We start from the raw sequence: 16,831 nt of genomic DNA, 5'->3' as shown, positions 1-16,831 counted from the left end.
CTTATTTCCTCCTGCCATGCGCGCTCAAATCTGGTTGCCCTGGGTGCTGGCCGCCTTGCCCTGGACCGGCTGCGAAACCCACCGGGCCGGCGAAGAAACCGACGCGCCCAGCCGGGCGGTGCCCGTGGCCACCCCGCTGCCGCCCGACACCAGCGGCCGGGCGCGCCGCCCGCTGCCATCGGCCCTACCCCTCGACACGGAAGTAGCCGACGCCTGGGCGCGCCTGCAAACCACCCTGCGGCGGCACGACGCCACGCAGCTGAACGCACTCATCGACCCCGCGCTGGGCCTGTGGGTGGTGGCGGATGGCGACACGAGCGTGGTTATCACGCGGGTGGCGGCGGGGGCGGCGTTGCGCAAGGCCATTGCCCGCGAACCGCTGATGCGCCTGGAGCAGCAGTTGCAAGCGTGCGCGGCGCTACAGGCGGTGGCTCAGTTTCCGGAAATTGACTGCGGCGAGTATGGCCACGGACGCTCCGGCTTTGCGCGGGATGGCTGCTTTGCCGGCCCGGCCGCCGACTTTCAGGCCCTGGACATGTGGTCCCGCGCCCGGTTGGTGGGCGGCACCGCTGCTCAGGGGCGGGCGGCGCAGGCGCGGGTGGGGCGCACGGTGCTTCACACGCGCAGCGGCTGGCGGTTTCACTTTGCCCAGGCGGCGGGCGCGAGCGGGCGCTGGTGCCTGGTGTTCGTCGACCTGCGCGCGCCCTGCATCAGCTGAAGCAACGTGCCCGCTCCTGGGTTCTATGACCATAATCAGGGCCCTGCACTGATTGGCATCATGCCTGGCTGCCGGGACCAGCCGGAACTTTGGCCTGCCTGCAATAGGCGGCGCCACGGCTGGTGGCGCAGGTGACATAAATGACGAAGTGGCCAGCCCCAACGGCCACTAAGCCGGAATGGACGGGCAGTCTGCGATGGCTGCCCGCCCTCCGGCAACGGCCGCAACGCCGATGCGCCAGGCTGCCGCCACGGTAGCCCCGGGCTGTCGGTAAATACCACTGGCTTTTCACTGCACTTAACACCCTTGTCATATGAAACCGGCTGTTGTTGTCCTCACCGATTTATCGGCCGCCTCCGGCAATGCGCAAGCCTACGCGGCCCGGCTGGTTGCCCGCCTGCACGGCCGGCTGGTACTGCTGCACGTGTACCAGAGCCTGGACCCGCTGCGCGCGCCCGAAGAGCTGGTATTGACCGCCGCCGCCGAGTTGGCCGGCCGCCAGAAAGTGCAGGCCGACTTGCAGCAACAGGTGCGCCAGCTTCCGGTACCCACCGAGGCCGAGCTGTCGTTTGACCCGCTGGCCACGGCCGTGGCCAATGCGGTGCGCCGCCACCATCCGCTGCTGCTGGCCATGGGCCGCGCCGTGCATTCCACGCCGCTCGAACGCCTGCTGCCCCACGAAGTGGAGCCCATCCTCCGGGCCGCGCACTACCCCCTGCTGCTGGTGCCCGAAAGCTGGGCCGAACCCGAGCTGCCGCAGCGCGTGCTGGTGGCTGCCGATGGGCGCGCCTTTACGCTGCCCGCCCCCACCCTGGCACTGCGCGAGCTGCTGCTGGCCTTGCAGCCCACTACTGCCGTGGGGCACGTGGCCCACGAAACGCACGGCCCCTCGCACGGCGACGTGGCCCTGAAATCAGTGCAGAGTACGCAGCTATTCGGGCACCTCACCAACAACAGCCTGTACGAAGTGCGCGAAGAAACCCCGGCCGATGGCATTCTGCACGCGGCGGCCGAGCTCAAGAGCCAGCTGATTGTGATGCTGGCCCGGCCGCACACCTTCTTCGGCGGGGTTTTCCATCGCAGCGTGACAGCGCAGGTGCTGCACCGCAGCCCCGTGCCCGTGCTGGTGCTGCCCACCGTGGCCTGATGCCGCACCACCATAACGCCCTGCGCCATGCTTACGCCCGTAACGCCGCCCCGTCGTCATCAGCCGTCACCCACGGAAGCGCATGCAGTGAAGGAGCCGGCCCCCACGCTGATTGTGCTGACCAATTTTTTTCCGGAAAGCCGCCGGGCGTTGCGGTTTGCCGCCGAGCTGGCCGGCCCGCTGGCGGCCCCGCTGGTGCTGCTGCACCTCGACGCGATGGCCGCGCAGTACCCCAACGAGCCCGTGGACACCACGCCCGCCGACTGCCGCGAGCTGCGCCACGACTTGCAGCAACTCGCCGATGAGCTGCCTCGGCCGGCCACCATCGAGCTGGCCAGTGGGCGGCTGAGCTGGGTGCTGGCCGACGTGGCCCAGCGCCACGCCCCGGCCCTGTTCGTGCTGGGCCGCCCCGCCGACGAGCAGGCCGATTTTGAGCTGAGCGAGGCCATCGTGGCCGAGCTGCGCGCCGCCCACCTGCCCCTGCTGCTGGTGCCCGAAGTGTACGCCGGCCCCGACCGGCCCCAGCACCTGGCCGTAGCCACTGACGATGAGCCCTTTGTCCTGCACACCGGGGCCCGGGCCGCCCAGCTCCTGCTGCGCCAGCTGATGCCCGGCCAGGTAACGGTGGTAACCGCCTCGCCCCTGCAGGACGACAATGTGTGCGCCGCCGCCCTGCACCACGTGCGCACCAGCGGCCTGCTGCCCGCGCCCGGGCCGGAGCCCACCGTGGAAGGGTTTTATGCTACCCAAACCGAACAGGGCCTGCTGCACGCCATTGCCACCACGCAGGCCGACTGGCTGGTGCTGCTGGCCCACCCGCGCCGTTACCTCGACCAACTGCTGCACCACAGCATCACGAAACGCATGCTGCACTGGAGCCCGGTGCCGGTGCTGGTGGTGCCCTCCCAAACGTCCCGCCGCCGCGCACCCAAACGGCCTACGCAGCTGGATAACGGCTTCCTCATTTAACAGCTGATATCATATACCAAACTGTTTTTAAACACCTTAAAGCATGGAATCCCTCACCTCTTCCGCCCCCGCAATGGCAATAGCCGAAACCACGGCCACCCTACACCCGCCGGCGCTCACGGCCTCGGTGGCCGAGCGGTTGGCACAGCTCCTGAGTTCGTCGGTGAATGCCCAGACCATCTACGGCAGCCCCGTGGAGCGCGATGGCGTGACGGTGATTCCCGTGGCGCAGGCGGCGTATGGCTTCGGCGGAGGCAGCGGCACCGGCCCCAACGCGCAGGGCGGCATCGGGGGCGGCGGGGGCGTGCGCCTCAGGCCCGTGGGCTTCATCGAGCTGAGCAAAAGCCGCAGCCGCTTCCGGCCCATCCGGCGCTCGGTGGTGCCGCTGGTGGCCGTGAGTGGGCTGATGGCGCTGCTGCTATTGCGCGCCGTGCCCAGGCTGCTGCCGGCCCGGTAACCAGTGCGTAGTGATTGATTTCCATTCATTTTCACCCCCCGTTTTCCTATGAAAACCGCCGCGCATCGAGAGCCGCAGAAGCGGGCCGGAAGTACCCAGCTCCACCTGACCGGGCTGAGTGCCAAATACGCCCGCAAGCTGGAAAAGCCCCTGGCAAATACGTTGCAGAAGCTCAGCCGAAAGTTCAGCAAGCTACTGGACAAGAACCGCAAGGCCACCCGCAAGGCTACTCGTGAGGCGGCCAAATTCCTGGTAAAACGGCTGTATAAATCCGTTGAGCGGCGCGGCTCAGACGCGGCCCTGCGGCTGGCCTGAGCCGCGACCGATAACGAAAAACCTGTTCCGGGTATGCCTCCAACTATCACCGAAAACCGGGTGGGCTGTTGATTACCGCTTCGGAGGTGGAAGCGGCACATGGTTGTCGTCCCCCCTATGGCCTGCCCCACACCGCCGTGTGCGTGACTGCTGTGTGGCGCGCCCGGCCCCGCTGCGTGCCATGAACCACTCGTTACTCAACGATTTGCTGGTTATCCTGCTGCTGTCGGTGAGCGTGACGCTGCTGTTCAACCGCGTCCGGCTGCCGTCCATCATCGGGTTTCTGGTGACGGGCATGCTGGCCGGGCCCTACGCGCTGGGCCTGGTAAAGCTGCCCGCCAAAGTGGACCAGGTGGCCGAAATGGGCATCATCATGCTCATGTTCACCATCGGGCTGGAGTTTTCGATGCAGAGCCTGGGCCGGCTGCGGCAGGCGGTTTTTCTGGGGGCACGCTGCAGGTGGGCCTCACGGTGGCAGACGTGGCGGTGCTGGCCATGGCCATGGGCAGCTCGCTGAGCACGGCCGTGTTTTGGGGCTTTCTGCTCTCACTCAGCAGCACGGCCATCGTGCTCAGGCTGATGCAGGAACGCATGGAAGTGGAGTCGGTGCACGGGCAGATTGTGCTGGCCATTTTGCTGTTTCAGGCCCTGGCGGTGGTGCCTATGATGCTGCTCATTCCGCTGCTGAGCGGGCAAGGCAGCGGCGGCAGCCAGCCACTGGTACTCGGCCTGATGCTGGCCAAAATCTTGGCCGTGGTGGCGGTGGTGGGGCTGGGGGCGCGCTACCTCATGCCGCGCCTGCTGCTGGCCGTGGCGCGCACCCGCAGCCGCGAGCTGTTCCTGCTCACCATCATCGGCACCTGCCTGGGCGTGGCCGTGCTCACCGAGCAGGCGGGGCTGTTGCTGGCGCTGGGGGCCTTTTTGGCGGGGCTGATTATTTCGGAGTCCGAATACAGCTACGAGGCCGTGAGCAGCGTGCTGCCGTTTCGGGAGGTGTTCGCAAGCTTCTTTTTCGTGTCCATCGGCATGCTGTTCGATGTGCACGTGCTGCTGACGCATCCCATTGAAATTCTGCTGCTCACCGTCGGAGTCATCCTGCTGAAAATGCTGCTGACGCCGGTAGCGACGGTCTTTTTGCGGGCGCCGGTGGGCGAAATCCTGTTTACCGGCATGGCCCTGGCGCAAGTGGGCGAGTTAGCGTTTGTGCTCTCGCGGGAGGGGCTGCGGGCCGGCCTCATCAAGCCCGACAGCTACCAGGTTTTTCTGGCCATTTCGGTGCTCACCATGTGCTGCACGCCCGGCGTGATGGCGCTGGCGCGCCCCGTGGTGGCGTGGGTGATGCGCCTGCCGTGGCCCCTGGAGATGGAGCAGCGCCTGCACCTGCCCCCCGCGCCGCGCCCGCCGGCCGTGGCCACGGCCGGGCCGCCGCTCACCGACCACCTCGTCATCGTGGGCTACGGCCTGAACGGGCGCAACCTGGTGCGGGCCGCCAAATTTGCCCGGCTCCCCTACATCATCCTCGAAGCCGATGCCGACAAAGTGCACCGGGGCCTGAAGCGCGGCGAGCGCCTCATGTACGGCGACGTAACCCACGAGCACGTGCTGGAGCACCTAGGCGTGGCGCGGGCACGGGTAGTGATGGTGGCCATTTCAGACCCCGCCGCCGCGCTGCGGGCCGTGGCGGCCATCCGGCGGCTCAACCCCGTGTGTGCATTCTGGTGCGTAGCCTGTACGTGTACGAGCGCAAAAACCTCTACCACGTGGGCGCTACCGAGGTAATTGCACAGGAACAGGAAACCTCCATGGAGGTGCTGGCCCACGTGCTGGCCCGCTTTCTGGTGCCGCAGGTTGACATTGAAAAGCTTATTGGCGAGCTACAGCACGGCAAGCCACACCATGCTGCGGCCCCATTCGCTCACCAAAGCGGCCTGGGCCAGGATTCACCTGGGGCTGACCGGGGCCGAGCTGGCCGCCGTACCCGTCGAGGCTGCCCCGCAAACCTGCCTAGCCGGCCCGCGCTTGTCGGAGGCCGAGTTGCGGCGGAGCTTCGGCCTGTGCCTGCTGGCCATCCGGCGCGACGGCGCAATGCTGGAACCCATTGCCAACGAAACGACTATCCTGCGGCACGATACGCTCTACGTTTTTGGCAAGCCGGCCCAGGTAGCGCAGCTGCTGCACGTGGTGGAAGCGGCCTGAGCCTGACGCGCCCGGTTTAGCCCCGACACCCGATGATGTGATATAAATCAAGCAGTAAGCTGATTGTATTCAATGTTCTGTTTACTGCAGCGGCAGAAATTTGCGAAGGGTTTGCCGCCCGCAGCCGCACCGGCCAGGCTCATCCAAGCGCGGCCCGGAGATGGGCTCATTTCAGGCGCCCCCGCCCCGGCCGGCCACTGCCCGCGCCGCTTTCTCCTCTCCTAATTTCCGTAAGCTCATGGAAACCATTGAACACCCGACCCAGACCGGCACGCAGGAACACGTAGCGGACAGCGACATCACGGCCGCCATCGAAACGCTGTTTCTCAGCAGCCGGGGCGTGACGCCGCACCTCATCGACGTGACTACCCTGCACGGCGTGGTGGAGCTCACCGGCTTCACCGACAGCCTGCTCTCCAAGCAGCGAGCCAGGGACATTGCCCTGGCCGTGCGAGGCGTGCGCAGCGTGGTCGACGAGCTGGAAATCCGCACCCCGGAGCTCACCGATGCCGAGCTGCGCCGCAACGTGGAGCGCGCCCTGGCCCACGACCCCGCCACCACCGACTACAAACTGAGCTGCGCCGTGGCCAACGGCACCGTGACCGTAAGCGGCGTAGTGCAAACCTGGCAGGAAAAGCAGCTGGTGCTGCGCGTATTGCGCGGGGTGCGGGGTGTGCGCCGCCTCGAAACCGACAACGTGAAGGTGCGCGGCGGCGAAACCATGAATTCGGACGAGGAAATCTCCACCGAAATCCGGGAGGTACTCGACTGGGACGTTCGAGTGAACAGCGCGCTGGTGGAGGTGCACACCACCGACAAGCAGGTGAAGCTATCGGGCACGGTGGGCACGGCAGCCGAGAAGGAGCGCATCATCGACGTGGCCTACCAGGCCGGGGCGGCCCGCGTGGATGACCACGACCTGTTTGTGGCCTACTGGGCCGTGGTGGGCGATTTGCGGCGCGAAAAGTTTGCCCACCGCTCCGACGAGGAAATTGCCAAAGCCGTGCACGACACCTTCCGCTACGACCCGCGGGTGCTGTCGTACGAGCCCGACGTGCTGGTGCACGACGGCTACGTCACCCTCACAGGCACCGTGAGCAACCTGCGCGCCAAGCTCGATGCCGAGCAGGACGCCCGCCACGTGGTGGGCGTGTGGGACGTGCAGAACCGCCTGAAAGTGCGCCCGCCCCGCCCGCTGCCCGATGCCGTCATCCGCCAGAACGTGCAGGACGCGCTGGCCTGCGACCCCTACGTGGGCGACTTTGACTTTATGGTGCTGGTGTACAACGGCAAGGTGTACCTGGACGGGCGCGTGGGCAACCACTTCGAGCAGGAGCACGCCGCCGACGTGGCCGCCGGCATCAGCGGCGTGGCCGAGGTGGCCAACCGCCTCGAAATGACCGGGACCACCTGCGCCACCGGGCTGCGGCCCTACGGCCGGCCCGCCGCCGGCCTGCACCCCGCCCCCCTCGCCAGCCCCGACTACGCCCTGGCCGAGCGCATTCGGCGGCGGCACTACTGGTCGGCCGGCCTCTACCACCAGGAAGTGAACGTGCAGGCAGAAAACGGGGTGGCCACGCTCACTGGCACCGTCGATACCTGGGTCGACCGCGAGCAGGCTGGTTTTGAAGCCTACGAGGCGGGGGCCCGCTTCGTGAACAACGAGCTGCAGGTGCGCACGCCCGCGCACGCCTAACCCCGGGTTTTCACCGTTGCTTTTCCCGCTTGCCATGTCGCCCTGCCTGGTTGTCCTCACCGATTTTTTCGCCGTCTCCAACCGGGCGCTTTCCTACGCGGCGGGCTTGGCTGTGCCCCTCAAGGCGCATTTGCTGCTGCTGCACGCCCGGCACGACCAGCTGCTGGCCCCCGACGAATTTGGGGACCACTACGCGCGGGCCGGCGAAGAAAAAACGCTGCACGCGCTGGAAAAACTGGCTGCCGCCCAGGTGGTGCCCACCGAAGTGGAACTCTCCGACGACTCAATTTCCGAAACCGTGCGCGAAATCATCGGCGAGCGGGATTTGCTGGCCGTGGTGCTCGGCCAGCCCGGTTTCGAGCACGCGCCGCGGGGGCTGGTGGCCCGCACGGCCATGGGGCTGATGCGCCGCGCGGCCTGCCCGCTGCTGGTTGTGCCGGCCATGGGCTGGGACAAGTTTCCGCCCCGCCGCCTGCTGCTGGCCGTCGATGGCGCCCCGTTCAGCCTCGGCCCGCACCACAGCGCCATCTACCGCCTGCTGCACGCCCTGCACGGTACCCTGGAAGTGGTACACATCACCGACGGCGAGCACGAGCGGCCCACCGCAAGCGCCCTGCTCGCCACCATCATCCAGAACGACCTCGTAGAAGACCCCGCCGATGCGCCCCTGCACCTGCACGAGCGGCACCACACCCGCGTAGCCAGTGGCGTGCTCACCGAAGCCGCGCAGCTGGAGGCCGACATGCTGGTGGTGGTGGCCCGGCACCACAGCTTCATGGGCAGCCTGTTTCATCGCAGCGTCACGGCCCAGCTCATTCAGGAAAGCCCGATTCCGGTGCTGGTGCTGCCGGCGGAGGACTGATTTGGTATCGATTATGCCAACCCTCATCCGCCGGAACCTCACCCAATTTTTTTGTTGATTCTCTCCCATGTCACCCTCCATTCTGGTACTCGCCAATGTGTCGGCCACCGCCGAGCGGGCGGCCCGCTACGCCGCCAGACTCGGCGCGCCCCTGCACGCCAATATCGTCCTGCTCAACCTACTTGCCCTCAACGCTTACCCCGTGATGCTAACGCCCGAGCTGGCCGAAATAGAAACCCGCGAAGCCGCCCTGGAGCGCAATGAGCGGCTGGAAGGCCTGTGGTCGATTGCGCGGCAGCTGCCCGGCCTGGCCGTAGTGGAAGAAAGCCCGGGCCCCATGTTCGACGCCGTGACCACGGCTGTGCGGCAGCACCAGTCCCTGCTGCTGGTGATGGGCCTGAGCGCCGAGCACGGCCTGCTCGACCACCTGCTGCACAACCAGATACTGCCCGTGCTGCGCGCCACGCATCTGCCCTTGCTGCTGGTGCCCGAGGCCGCCCCGCCGCCCGTGCTGCCCCGGCGCGTGCTGCTGGCCCTCGATGGCGACCCCTTCACGCCCAACATCGCCGCCCGGCACCTAGCCCCGCTGCTGGCGGCCTGCCCGGCCACCTTCACCATCGCGCACCTGGCCGAGGCAGACGAGTCGCTCGAATTCTCCAACCAGCTGGTGCGGGCCGAGCTGCGGGCCAGTATGCTCCTGCCCACCGATACCCCGGTTGAGCTGTACCAGATAACGCACCAGTCGCCCGCCGACGGCATTCTGCAAGCCAGTTTCGATACCCAGGCCGATTTGGTGGTGCTCGTTGCCCGGCCGCGCAGCTTCCTGGGGCGGCTGTTTCATCGCAGCGTCACGGCCCGGGTCATCAGCCGCAGCCAAAAGCCCGTGCTGCTGCTGCCCGCCGAGGAAGCAGACTAGGCCCGGCAAAATTTCCAGTTGCTTTAGTCCGGCATTATCCACTGCTGTTTCTATTTTATCATGAAAACGAAGCGCAAATTCACCAATCCCGCCGCCAGCGAGCCGGCCACCCACGCCCACGCCGGCACCCCGCACTATGCCGCTTTCGGCAAGGAAACCGACAAGCCCGGGACGCCCGCCGACCCGGCCCGCGAGGCCGCCGCCGCCCTCATTGCCGAAGGTGGCTCTGAAACCAAGCTCCACGCGGCCTACGCCGCCGAAGACCCGCGCTACGCCGGCGGCGACGTGTTCGACCTGGACAACGAGCAAACGAGCTTATAAACAAGCGCTTCAGCCCAAACAACCCCGGCGCACGCCCGTAAAACCAGCGCGTCCTTTCCCCTGTGTACTAGCCGGCACGCCGCGTGCAGTTAGCCGTGAATGAAGACTCGTTGCTGAACCAGACCGGCTTGTTGACCCGCTTTGCCGGGCGGTTTTTTCGCGAGCTGTTCCGGCCGCATTTCGAGTGGGCCGAGATGGTGCACCAGTGCTTCGCGGTGGGGTATCAGTCGCTGCTGCTGGTGGGCGTCACGGGGTTCATTATGGGCCTGGTCATCACCATGCGGCTGCGGCCCACCATGGTGCAGTTCGGGGCCGAGTCGTGGATTCCGACCATGGTGGGCATCACCATCATCCGCGAGATGGGCCCCATCATCACGGGCCTGATGGTGGCCGGCAAGGTCAGCTCCAACATCGGGGCCGAGCTGGGCTCTATGCGCGTGACTGAGCAGATTGACGCCATGGAAGTATCGGGCACCAACCCATTTAAGTATTTGGTGGTGACGCGGGTGGTGGCCACCACGCTCATGGTGCCGGTGCTCTCCATCTTGGCCGATGCCATCAGCTTGAGCGGCGCTTACCTGGGCGTGCGGCTGCACGGCGACACCTCCCTGGCGCTCTTCGCCAACGATGTTATCAACAAGCTCACCCTGGCCGCGGTGGCAGAATCGCTGGTTAAATGCATTTGTTTCGGCTTCGCCATTGGCCTAGTGGGCTGCTACAAAGGCTACTACGCCAAGGAAGGCACCGAAGGGGTGGGCCGGGCGGCCAACTCCGCCGTGGTCGTCGCGTCGCTCGTCGTCTTCGTGCTCGACTTGCTGACGGTGCAAATGAGCACCATCCTGGGCATCGATAAGTAATTGGCGGACTGGCGGATTGATTTTTATTAGGAAATAATGGCGCGGCCAAGCGCGGAACCGCCGCGGCCCCAGGCGCTACGCCACGGCGGGCAGCACCAGCACGGGCACCGGGCTGCGGCGCAGCAAATCGGCCGTTACATCGTGATGAAACAGGTTGCCGGGGAAGAAATGGGGCCGGGGCATCACCACGAGCAGGTCGGCGCCCACCTCATTCGCGGCCTGCAGCAGGCCCGCCACGGGGCCCACTTCGCGCTCTTCATACAGGCTGTTGCCATCCAGCGGCCCAAACAGTCCGGTTTCCCGCACGGCCTCCAGCGCCTCGGCGGCGCGGGAGGGGCCGTGGGCGTGGGCCGCAATGTGTACCACCGTGACAGCGGGGTGCAGCCGGGTCAGCAACGGGGCTAGGTCCTGGGTGGCGGGCGTCAGGGCCAGGGGCGCGCCATCGGCGGCCACCACCAGGTGCTGCGGAAGCTCCGGCCGGGGCCAGTCTTCGGGCACCAGCAGCACCGGAATGTGGGTGGCGCCTAGGGTCGCGGCTTTGTGGGACTGCGTGAGCAGATGCGCAAACCAAGCGTGGGCGTGGGCCCGGCCCAGCACCAGCAGCTGCGGGTAGCGGTGGGCCAGCAGGTGGTGCAGGGCATCCCCCATGGGGGGCTCCATCAGCTCGACCTCGGCGGGCACAGGCAGCAGCTGAGCCTCGCGGGTTAGCTCGGCCAGCACGGCCTCCCGACTGACCCGATGCCGGGTGAGCGTCCCGGACTGGCCGAAAGCCGGCCCGGGGGCAAAATTCACGGAGTTCATCGCGTGGTCTTCGAAGACGTGCAGCAGCAGCACCTGCCCGTCCACCAGCGTGGCCAGGCGAGTGGTGTAGGCCAGGGCGGCCTCGGCTGCCGCCGAAAAATCGGTCATCACAACAAATGTCGGTTGCATAGTAGCAGAGGAAATGGCCCACACCGGGCGATGTTGAAAACCAGCTTGCAAGCGGGCAAAAGCGCCAATAGGCGGGGCGCTACTGGGGCTACGCCGTTGCTGAATAGTTTGGCAGCCAGGATGTAAAGCTGCACCGGGTCCGGGCAGAAAACCATGATTTACATCAGGCATCGGGCTGTCCCTCCACAGCAGCCCAGGGAACGCAGCATCAGCCCGTTGGTAAGTCTGATTACTTATGAAAATGCACGGCGAGGCTCTGTTTTTCGGCTGCTGCTCATCATCACCGCAATACCGCGTCCCGGCTGCAATGGGCCAGCCCACCCGTCTGAACCAAACGCTCGCCTACCCAGCGCACCGTGATTTTAATCAAGCCCGGCCGTGACTAGTGTCAATTCCCTTCTTTGGGCAGCCCTCTACCTTTGCGCTGAGCACTCACTCCTACTGCGGGCGGGAAGCACTGGGCTTTCTGCTCGCAGTTTTGAGAGAGCTGGATGCGCGCGATGCGCCGCCGCGGCCTGGTCGCCGTGCCGGAAGGCACCCGGGCGCGGAGCGCCTACCCCCCAGACACGGCCTTGGGCATTTTGCAGAAAGCCGCTGGGAATTAAGCTGAGCTTTATTGCATTGTTAATATATTTATGATTATTGCAAAAACGTAAGGCCCCAGCCTGCGTTTGCATATGCCGGCCACGCTATACCGCAATCCGCTGACGGACATCCTCTTTGAGCAAAGCAAGGAGTTTGTGGGGCTGTATCATGTCGAACGGGGCTGGTTCACGCACGTCAACTCGGCGGGCTACCGTCTGCTGGGCTACCCCTCGGCCCAGGCCCTCTACGACGAGCCCACCCGCACGCTGCGCGCCCAGCCCCTGCCCCCGGCCGAATGGGCCGCGCTCCGGGAGCGGGTGCTGCGCGAGGGCTCGCACGAGTTTGAGGCCGAAATGCGCCGGCAGTCGGGCGAGCTGTTTTGGGCCCGGGTCGAGCTGACCAGCCTCGTGGTTGAGCAGCAGACCTATTTCCTCGTGCGCCTCACCGATACCACGCCCCTGCACGTGGCCGAGCACCGGCTGGCCGAAAGCATGGACCGCTTCGAGGCCGTGGTGAGCCACGCCACCATCGGGATTGTGATGTGCAACCGGGCCGGCGAAATTGTGCTGGCCAACGACAAGGCCCGGGAATTATTTGGCTATCAGAGCAATGCCCTGATTCATCAGCACATCGAAGCGCTGGTGCCCGAAGCCGTGGCCCGCTACCACGAGCAGCTGCGCGAATCCTTCAACGCCCGCCCCGAAATGCGGGCCATGGGCCAGAACCGGGACCTGCTGGCCCGCCGCCGCGACGGGTCGGAATTCCCTGTGGAAGTGAGCCTGAGCTATTTCCGGCTCGAAGAGGAGCTGTTTGTGGTGGCCTATGTCATCGACATCACCTTCAAAAAGGAGGCCGAGCGGGAGCTGCGCGCCCAGCACCAACGCATCGCCCGCCTCAATGCCGAGCTGGAGCAAAAAGTAGCCGAACGCACCCACGCCCTGGCCGATACCCTGCGCCAGCTGGAACAGCGCACCCGCGAGCTGGCCCAGGCTCTAGCGCAGGAGCAGGAGCTGGGCGAGCTCAAGACGCGCTTCGTGGCCATGGCCTCGCACGAGTTTCGCACGCCGCTCACGGCCGTGCTCACCTCGGTGGCGCTGCTCGAAAAATATGCCGGCCCCGAGCAGCAGGACAAGCGCCAGCGGCATTACGACCGCATCCGGACCTCGGTGATGCACCTGACCGATATTCTGGAGGAGTTTCTGTCGGTGGGCAAGATGGAGGAAGGCCGCCTGGAGGCCCACCCCACCCGACTGGAGCTGGTCCCGCTGGTGCACGAAACCGTGGCCGAAGTGGACGGCCTGCGCAAGCCCGGCCAGCGCATTGTGTTGCAGCTGCCGCCCCTGCCGCCGCTGTGGCAAGATGCGTCGTTGCTGCGCAAAGTGCTGGTCAACCTGCTGTCCAACGCCCTCAAGTATTCGCACGAAAACACCACCGTTACCGTGCAGGCCACTGCTCAGGAGCACTCGTTCCGCCTTGTGGTGCAGGACCAGGGCATGGGCATCGCCCGCGACGACCAGACGCGGTTGTTCCAGCGGTTTTACCGGGCGCGCAACGCGGCCAACATGCCCGGCACGGGCCTGGGCCTCTACATCGTGGCCAAGTACCTGGAGCTGATGGGCGGCACCATTGCTCTGCAAAGCGAGCTGAACGTGGGCACCACCGTCACCATCACCCTGCCCTATGAAAACCATCCTGCTGATTGAGGACAACGACATCCTGCGCGAAAACACGGCCGAGATTTTGGAGCTGGCCGGCTACGCCGTGCTCACGGCCGAAAACGGCAAAGTGGGCGTGGAAAAAGCCCTGGCCACCCGGCCCGATTTGGTGGTGTGCGACATCATGATGCCCGTGCTCGATGGCTACGGCGTGCTGCACATCTTCAACCAAAACCCGCACCTGGCCGGCGTGCCCTTCATCTTCCTCACCGCCAAAACCGAGCGGGCCGACCTGCGCCGCGGCATGGAACTGGGAGCCGACGACTACCTCACCAAGCCCTTCGAGGAAACCGAGCTGCTGAGCGCCATCAGCAGCCGTCTGAGCCGCTTCGGCAAGCTGCAGGCCGACTACGACCTGCGCGCTTCCGAGGGACTGGGCCGCTTTCTGGACGATGCCAGCGCCGTGGGCAACTTGCACAGCCTCACCCTGGACCGCCGCCCGCACGCGCTGCGCAAAAAGCAGGTGCTCTATGCCGAAGATGAGGAGGCCAGCCGGCTCTATTTTGTGGAGAGCGGGCGGGTAAAAACCGTGCGCCGCACGGCCGGCGGCAAGGAATTAATCACGGGGGTATACGGCCCGGGCGAGTTTTTTGGCTACCTGCCGCTGCTCCAGCACCGGCCGCACAGCGACTCGGCCGTGGTGCTCGACGATGCCCAAGTGCTCTACATTCCGCAGAAGGATTTTGAGCTGCTGCTCCATTCGCACCCCGATGTGGGGCGGCAGTTTATTCGGCTGCTGGCTGGCCAGGTAGAAGAGCGGGAACAGCAGCTGCTGGGCATGGCCTACGACTCGCTGCGCCGCCGCGTGGCCCGCACGCTGCTGCGCATGCAGGAGCAGGCCGGCGATGGCACGGCCGCCATCCGGTTTTCGCGCGATGACCTAGCCGCCGTGGTGGGTACCACCCCGGAATCGCTGATTCGGACCCTGAGCGAGTTTAAGCAGGACGGCCTGATTGAGCTCACGCCCAAAAGCATTCACGTGCTTCAGCCCGAAAAGCTGCACTCGCCCAACTGGTAGCGGCCGGCGGTGGCCCCGCAGCCAGCAAACCTGACAGGAATCAGCCGGTAAGGTGATGCCTGTCAGGGCGGTGTTGGCGCACAGGCAGGAGCTTTACCCCACCAACTGGGGCAGCCTGGCCGGGGTTGCCGGGTGGGCTTATCGCAGTTTCTGTTACCGACTAAGTGCATTGCGCAGCCATGAAACAGCAGGCTATTCCGTCATCGGCTTTTGCGCCGCGCCCGGGGGTTGAGAATTGGATGCGGCAGTTTCAGGACTGGCTGTGTCATAGGCTGGAGATGGCAGATGGCGGCAGCCGGTTTGCGCACGAAGAATGGACGCACCCCGGCGGCGGCGGGGGCATCACGGCGGCCCTGCAGCATGGGGCCGTGCTGGAGAAAGCGGGCGTGTCGTTTTCGGCCGTGTGGGACCAGCTGAGCGAGCCAATGGCCCGCCAGCTACGCGTGAAAGACCGGCACTATTACACCGCCGACGTGAACGTAGGCCTGCATCCGCACAGCCCCATGGTGCCCATCTCACACCTCAATGTGCGCTACTTCGAAGCCCGCACGGGCGAGGCCTGGTTTGCCGGGAGTCTGGACCTGACCCCGATTTACGTGGATGTGGTGCAGGCCCGCTGGTTTCACGAGCAGATTCGGGCCATGTGCCAGCGCCACGATACCGGCTACTACCCGCGCTTCAAAGCAGGGGCCGATGCGCACTTCTACCTGCCCCACCGCGGCGAAACGCGGGGCGTGGGCGGCCTGTTTTTCGAGCAGCTCATGGTGGAGCGCGATGGCCTGTTTGAGGAGTTGTTGGCTTTTGTGCAGGACGTGGGCGAGGTGTTTGGCCGCACCTACGGCACCCTCATGCGCCAGAATGCCCACCTGCCCTACTCCGCCCCCGAAAAGCACTGGCAGCAGCAGCGCCGCGCCCGCTGCGCCGAGTTCAACCTGACCGTGGACTGCCCCGGCCGCTCTGAGCTAGCCGCCCACGGCCCGCAGCAGTTCGCCCTCGGCCTGCCTCCACGGGCCGAGTGGCACCACAGCCCCGCCCCCGCCCCGGGCTCTGCCGAAGCCCGAACCCAGCAATGGCTGCGCCCCGGCGTGGACTGGCTAGCGCCCACCGGCGCAGCCTGAGCCCGCCAGTCGTTAGCGCACCTCTCATTTCATTCCACCTCAACCCTAAGCTCATGTCTCTGGTAGCCACCCTCACCCTGAACCCGGCCCTGGACACGAGCACCTCCGTGGCGGGCATCGTGCCCGACCAGAAACTGCACTGCGCCGCCCCCAAAACCGAAGCGGGCGGCGGCGGCATCAACGTGTCGCGGGGCCTGCACCGGCTGGGCACGCCGTCGGTGGCCGTGTACCCGGCCGGGGGCCACACCGGGGCGCTGCTGGAAGCGCTGCTCACGGCCGAAGGCATTGCCTCCTGCGTGATTCCGACCCAAAGCGCGGTGCGCGAAAACCTTGTGGTAGTAGACAACGCCAGCCACCAGCAGTACCGCTTTGGCATGCCCGGCGCGCTTCTCACCGCCGCTGAGCAAGGCGAAATACTGGAGGCGCTGCACCGGCTAACGCCCCTACCCGATTTCGTGGTGCTGAGCGGCAGCCTGCCGCCGGGCATGCCGCCCGAATTTCTGGCCCGGGTGGCCCGGCAGGCCCGTGAGGTGGGCAGTAAAGTGGTAGTCGATACCTCGGGGCCGGCCATGCTGGCCGTTATCGAAGCCGGGGCTTACCTCATCAAGCCCAACCTGGGCGAGCTGAGCCAGCTGGCCGGCGTGCCCGAGCTGGACAATGCCGGTGTGGTAGCCACTGCCCGGCAGCTCATCAGCGCAGACCGCTGCGAAATCGTGGTGGTGTCGATGGGCCCGCAAGGGGCCTGCCTCGTCACCTGCGACCTCGAAGACCACATTGCAGCCCCGGTAGTGAAAAGGCGCAGCACCGTGGGCGCCGGCGACAGCATGGTGGCCGGCATGGTGCACGCGCTGGTGCGCGGGCAGTCCCTGCGCGAAGCCGTGCGCCTGGGCGTGGCCTGCGGCACGGCCGCCACCATGAACCCCGGCACCGAGCTGTTTCACCCGGCCGATGTGGAAAGGCTCTACCGCTGCCTGCTGCAAGCCATGTCCGCGCCGCACCCTACCGCCTGAG

General features: G+C 66.2%; 18 protein-coding genes. 17 read left to right on the top strand and 1 reads right to left on the bottom strand.

Annotated features, from left to right (window positions below; genetic code table 11):
- The first annotated feature begins 16 nt into the window (after positions 1-16).
- The 13 genes from I7X13_RS08855 to I7X13_RS08795 all read left to right on the top strand — a co-directional run bounded on the left by I7X13_RS08855 (position 17) and on the right by I7X13_RS08795 (position 10,454).
- On the top strand, positions 17-718 hold the full coding sequence (locus tag I7X13_RS08855; protein ID WP_198075213.1) for a hypothetical protein: 702 nt from the start codon (positions 17-19) through the stop codon (positions 716-718).
- A 313-nt stretch (positions 719-1,031) separates the two neighbouring features.
- Positions 1,032-1,865 (top strand): universal stress protein, encoded by an 834-nt coding sequence (locus I7X13_RS08850; protein ID WP_198075212.1) that lies wholly within the window; start codon positions 1,032-1,034, stop codon positions 1,863-1,865.
- Positions 1,866-1,892: 27 nt separating this feature from the next.
- Positions 1,893-2,834, top strand: coding sequence for a universal stress protein (locus tag I7X13_RS08845; protein ID WP_198075211.1), 942 nt, complete (start codon positions 1,893-1,895; stop codon positions 2,832-2,834).
- Positions 2,835-2,877: 43 nt separating this feature from the next.
- Complete coding sequence (locus tag I7X13_RS08840; RefSeq protein ID WP_213019050.1) at positions 2,878-3,291, top strand: spore germination protein GerW family protein; 414 nt, start codon at positions 2,878-2,880, stop codon at positions 3,289-3,291.
- Between the two features lie 48 nt (positions 3,292-3,339).
- A complete protein-coding gene (locus I7X13_RS08835) occupies positions 3,340-3,606 on the top strand; it encodes a hypothetical protein (RefSeq protein WP_198075209.1) in 267 nt (88 codons plus the stop codon).
- 181 nt (positions 3,607-3,787) lie between these two features.
- Positions 3,788-4,123 carry a cation:proton antiporter domain-containing protein gene (locus I7X13_RS21740; protein ID WP_198075208.1) on the top strand — a complete coding sequence of 112 codons (336 nt, stop codon included), beginning with the start codon at positions 3,788-3,790 and terminating at the stop codon, positions 4,121-4,123.
- The gene (locus I7X13_RS21735; protein ID WP_198075207.1) at positions 4,066-5,385 is read left to right on the top strand and encodes a cation:proton antiporter domain-containing protein; all 1,320 of its coding nucleotides are present in this window, start codon (positions 4,066-4,068) and stop codon (positions 5,383-5,385) included. The genes I7X13_RS21740 and I7X13_RS21735 overlap by 58 nt, the downstream gene beginning before the upstream one ends.
- Positions 5,386-5,502: 117 nt before the next feature.
- The gene (locus tag I7X13_RS08820) at positions 5,503-5,802 is read left to right on the top strand and encodes a TrkA C-terminal domain-containing protein (RefSeq protein WP_198075206.1); all 300 of its coding nucleotides are present in this window, start codon (positions 5,503-5,505) and stop codon (positions 5,800-5,802) included.
- Between the two features lie 238 nt (positions 5,803-6,040).
- Positions 6,041-7,498, top strand: coding sequence for a BON domain-containing protein (locus I7X13_RS08815; protein WP_198075205.1), 1,458 nt, complete (start codon positions 6,041-6,043; stop codon positions 7,496-7,498).
- Between the two features lie 34 nt (positions 7,499-7,532).
- Positions 7,533-8,360: a universal stress protein gene (locus I7X13_RS08810; protein WP_198075204.1), complete on the top strand. Its 828-nt coding sequence runs from the start codon at positions 7,533-7,535 to the stop codon at positions 8,358-8,360.
- A 67-nt stretch (positions 8,361-8,427) separates the two neighbouring features.
- Positions 8,428-9,276, top strand: coding sequence for a universal stress protein (locus I7X13_RS08805; protein ID WP_198075203.1), 849 nt, complete (start codon positions 8,428-8,430; stop codon positions 9,274-9,276).
- 60 nt (positions 9,277-9,336) lie between these two features.
- Positions 9,337-9,597: a hypothetical protein gene (locus I7X13_RS08800; RefSeq protein ID WP_198075202.1), complete on the top strand. Its 261-nt coding sequence runs from the start codon at positions 9,337-9,339 to the stop codon at positions 9,595-9,597.
- Between the two features lie 83 nt (positions 9,598-9,680).
- A complete protein-coding gene (locus I7X13_RS08795; RefSeq protein WP_317191552.1) occupies positions 9,681-10,454 on the top strand; it encodes an MlaE family ABC transporter permease in 774 nt (257 codons plus the stop codon).
- Between the two features lie 75 nt (positions 10,455-10,529).
- On the opposite strand, the gene I7X13_RS08790 is transcribed toward I7X13_RS08795, so the two are convergent.
- On the bottom strand, positions 10,530-11,384 hold the full coding sequence (locus I7X13_RS08790) for a universal stress protein (protein ID WP_198075201.1): 855 nt from the start codon (positions 11,382-11,384) through the stop codon (positions 10,530-10,532).
- Positions 11,385-12,061: 677 nt separating this feature from the next.
- Here I7X13_RS08790 and I7X13_RS08785 point away from each other — a divergent pair.
- From I7X13_RS08785 to I7X13_RS08770, 4 genes are all read left to right on the top strand, one after another.
- The gene (locus I7X13_RS08785; protein WP_198075200.1) at positions 12,062-13,672 is read left to right on the top strand and encodes a sensor histidine kinase; all 1,611 of its coding nucleotides are present in this window, start codon (positions 12,062-12,064) and stop codon (positions 13,670-13,672) included.
- Entirely contained in the window at positions 13,650-14,702 is a 1,053-nt protein-coding gene (locus I7X13_RS08780) for a response regulator (protein ID WP_198075199.1), read from the top strand. The genes I7X13_RS08785 and I7X13_RS08780 overlap by 23 nt, the downstream gene beginning before the upstream one ends.
- A 179-nt stretch (positions 14,703-14,881) precedes the next feature.
- Positions 14,882-15,820 carry a coproporphyrinogen III oxidase gene (locus I7X13_RS08775; protein WP_198075198.1) on the top strand — a complete coding sequence of 313 codons (939 nt, stop codon included), beginning with the start codon at positions 14,882-14,884 and terminating at the stop codon, positions 15,818-15,820.
- Between the two features lie 53 nt (positions 15,821-15,873).
- Positions 15,874-16,830, top strand: a complete 957-nt coding sequence (locus I7X13_RS08770) for a 1-phosphofructokinase family hexose kinase (protein WP_198075197.1) — start codon at positions 15,874-15,876, stop codon at positions 16,828-16,830.
- The last annotated feature ends 1 nt before the right edge of the window (position 16,831 follow it).

The sequence above is a fragment of the Hymenobacter negativus genome (assembly GCF_016056375.1).
Lineage (GTDB): Bacteria > Bacteroidota > Bacteroidia > Cytophagales > Hymenobacteraceae > Hymenobacter > Hymenobacter negativus_A.
Note: the sequence above shows the minus strand (reverse complement) of the source record. Positions and strands in the feature narration are given on the sequence as shown.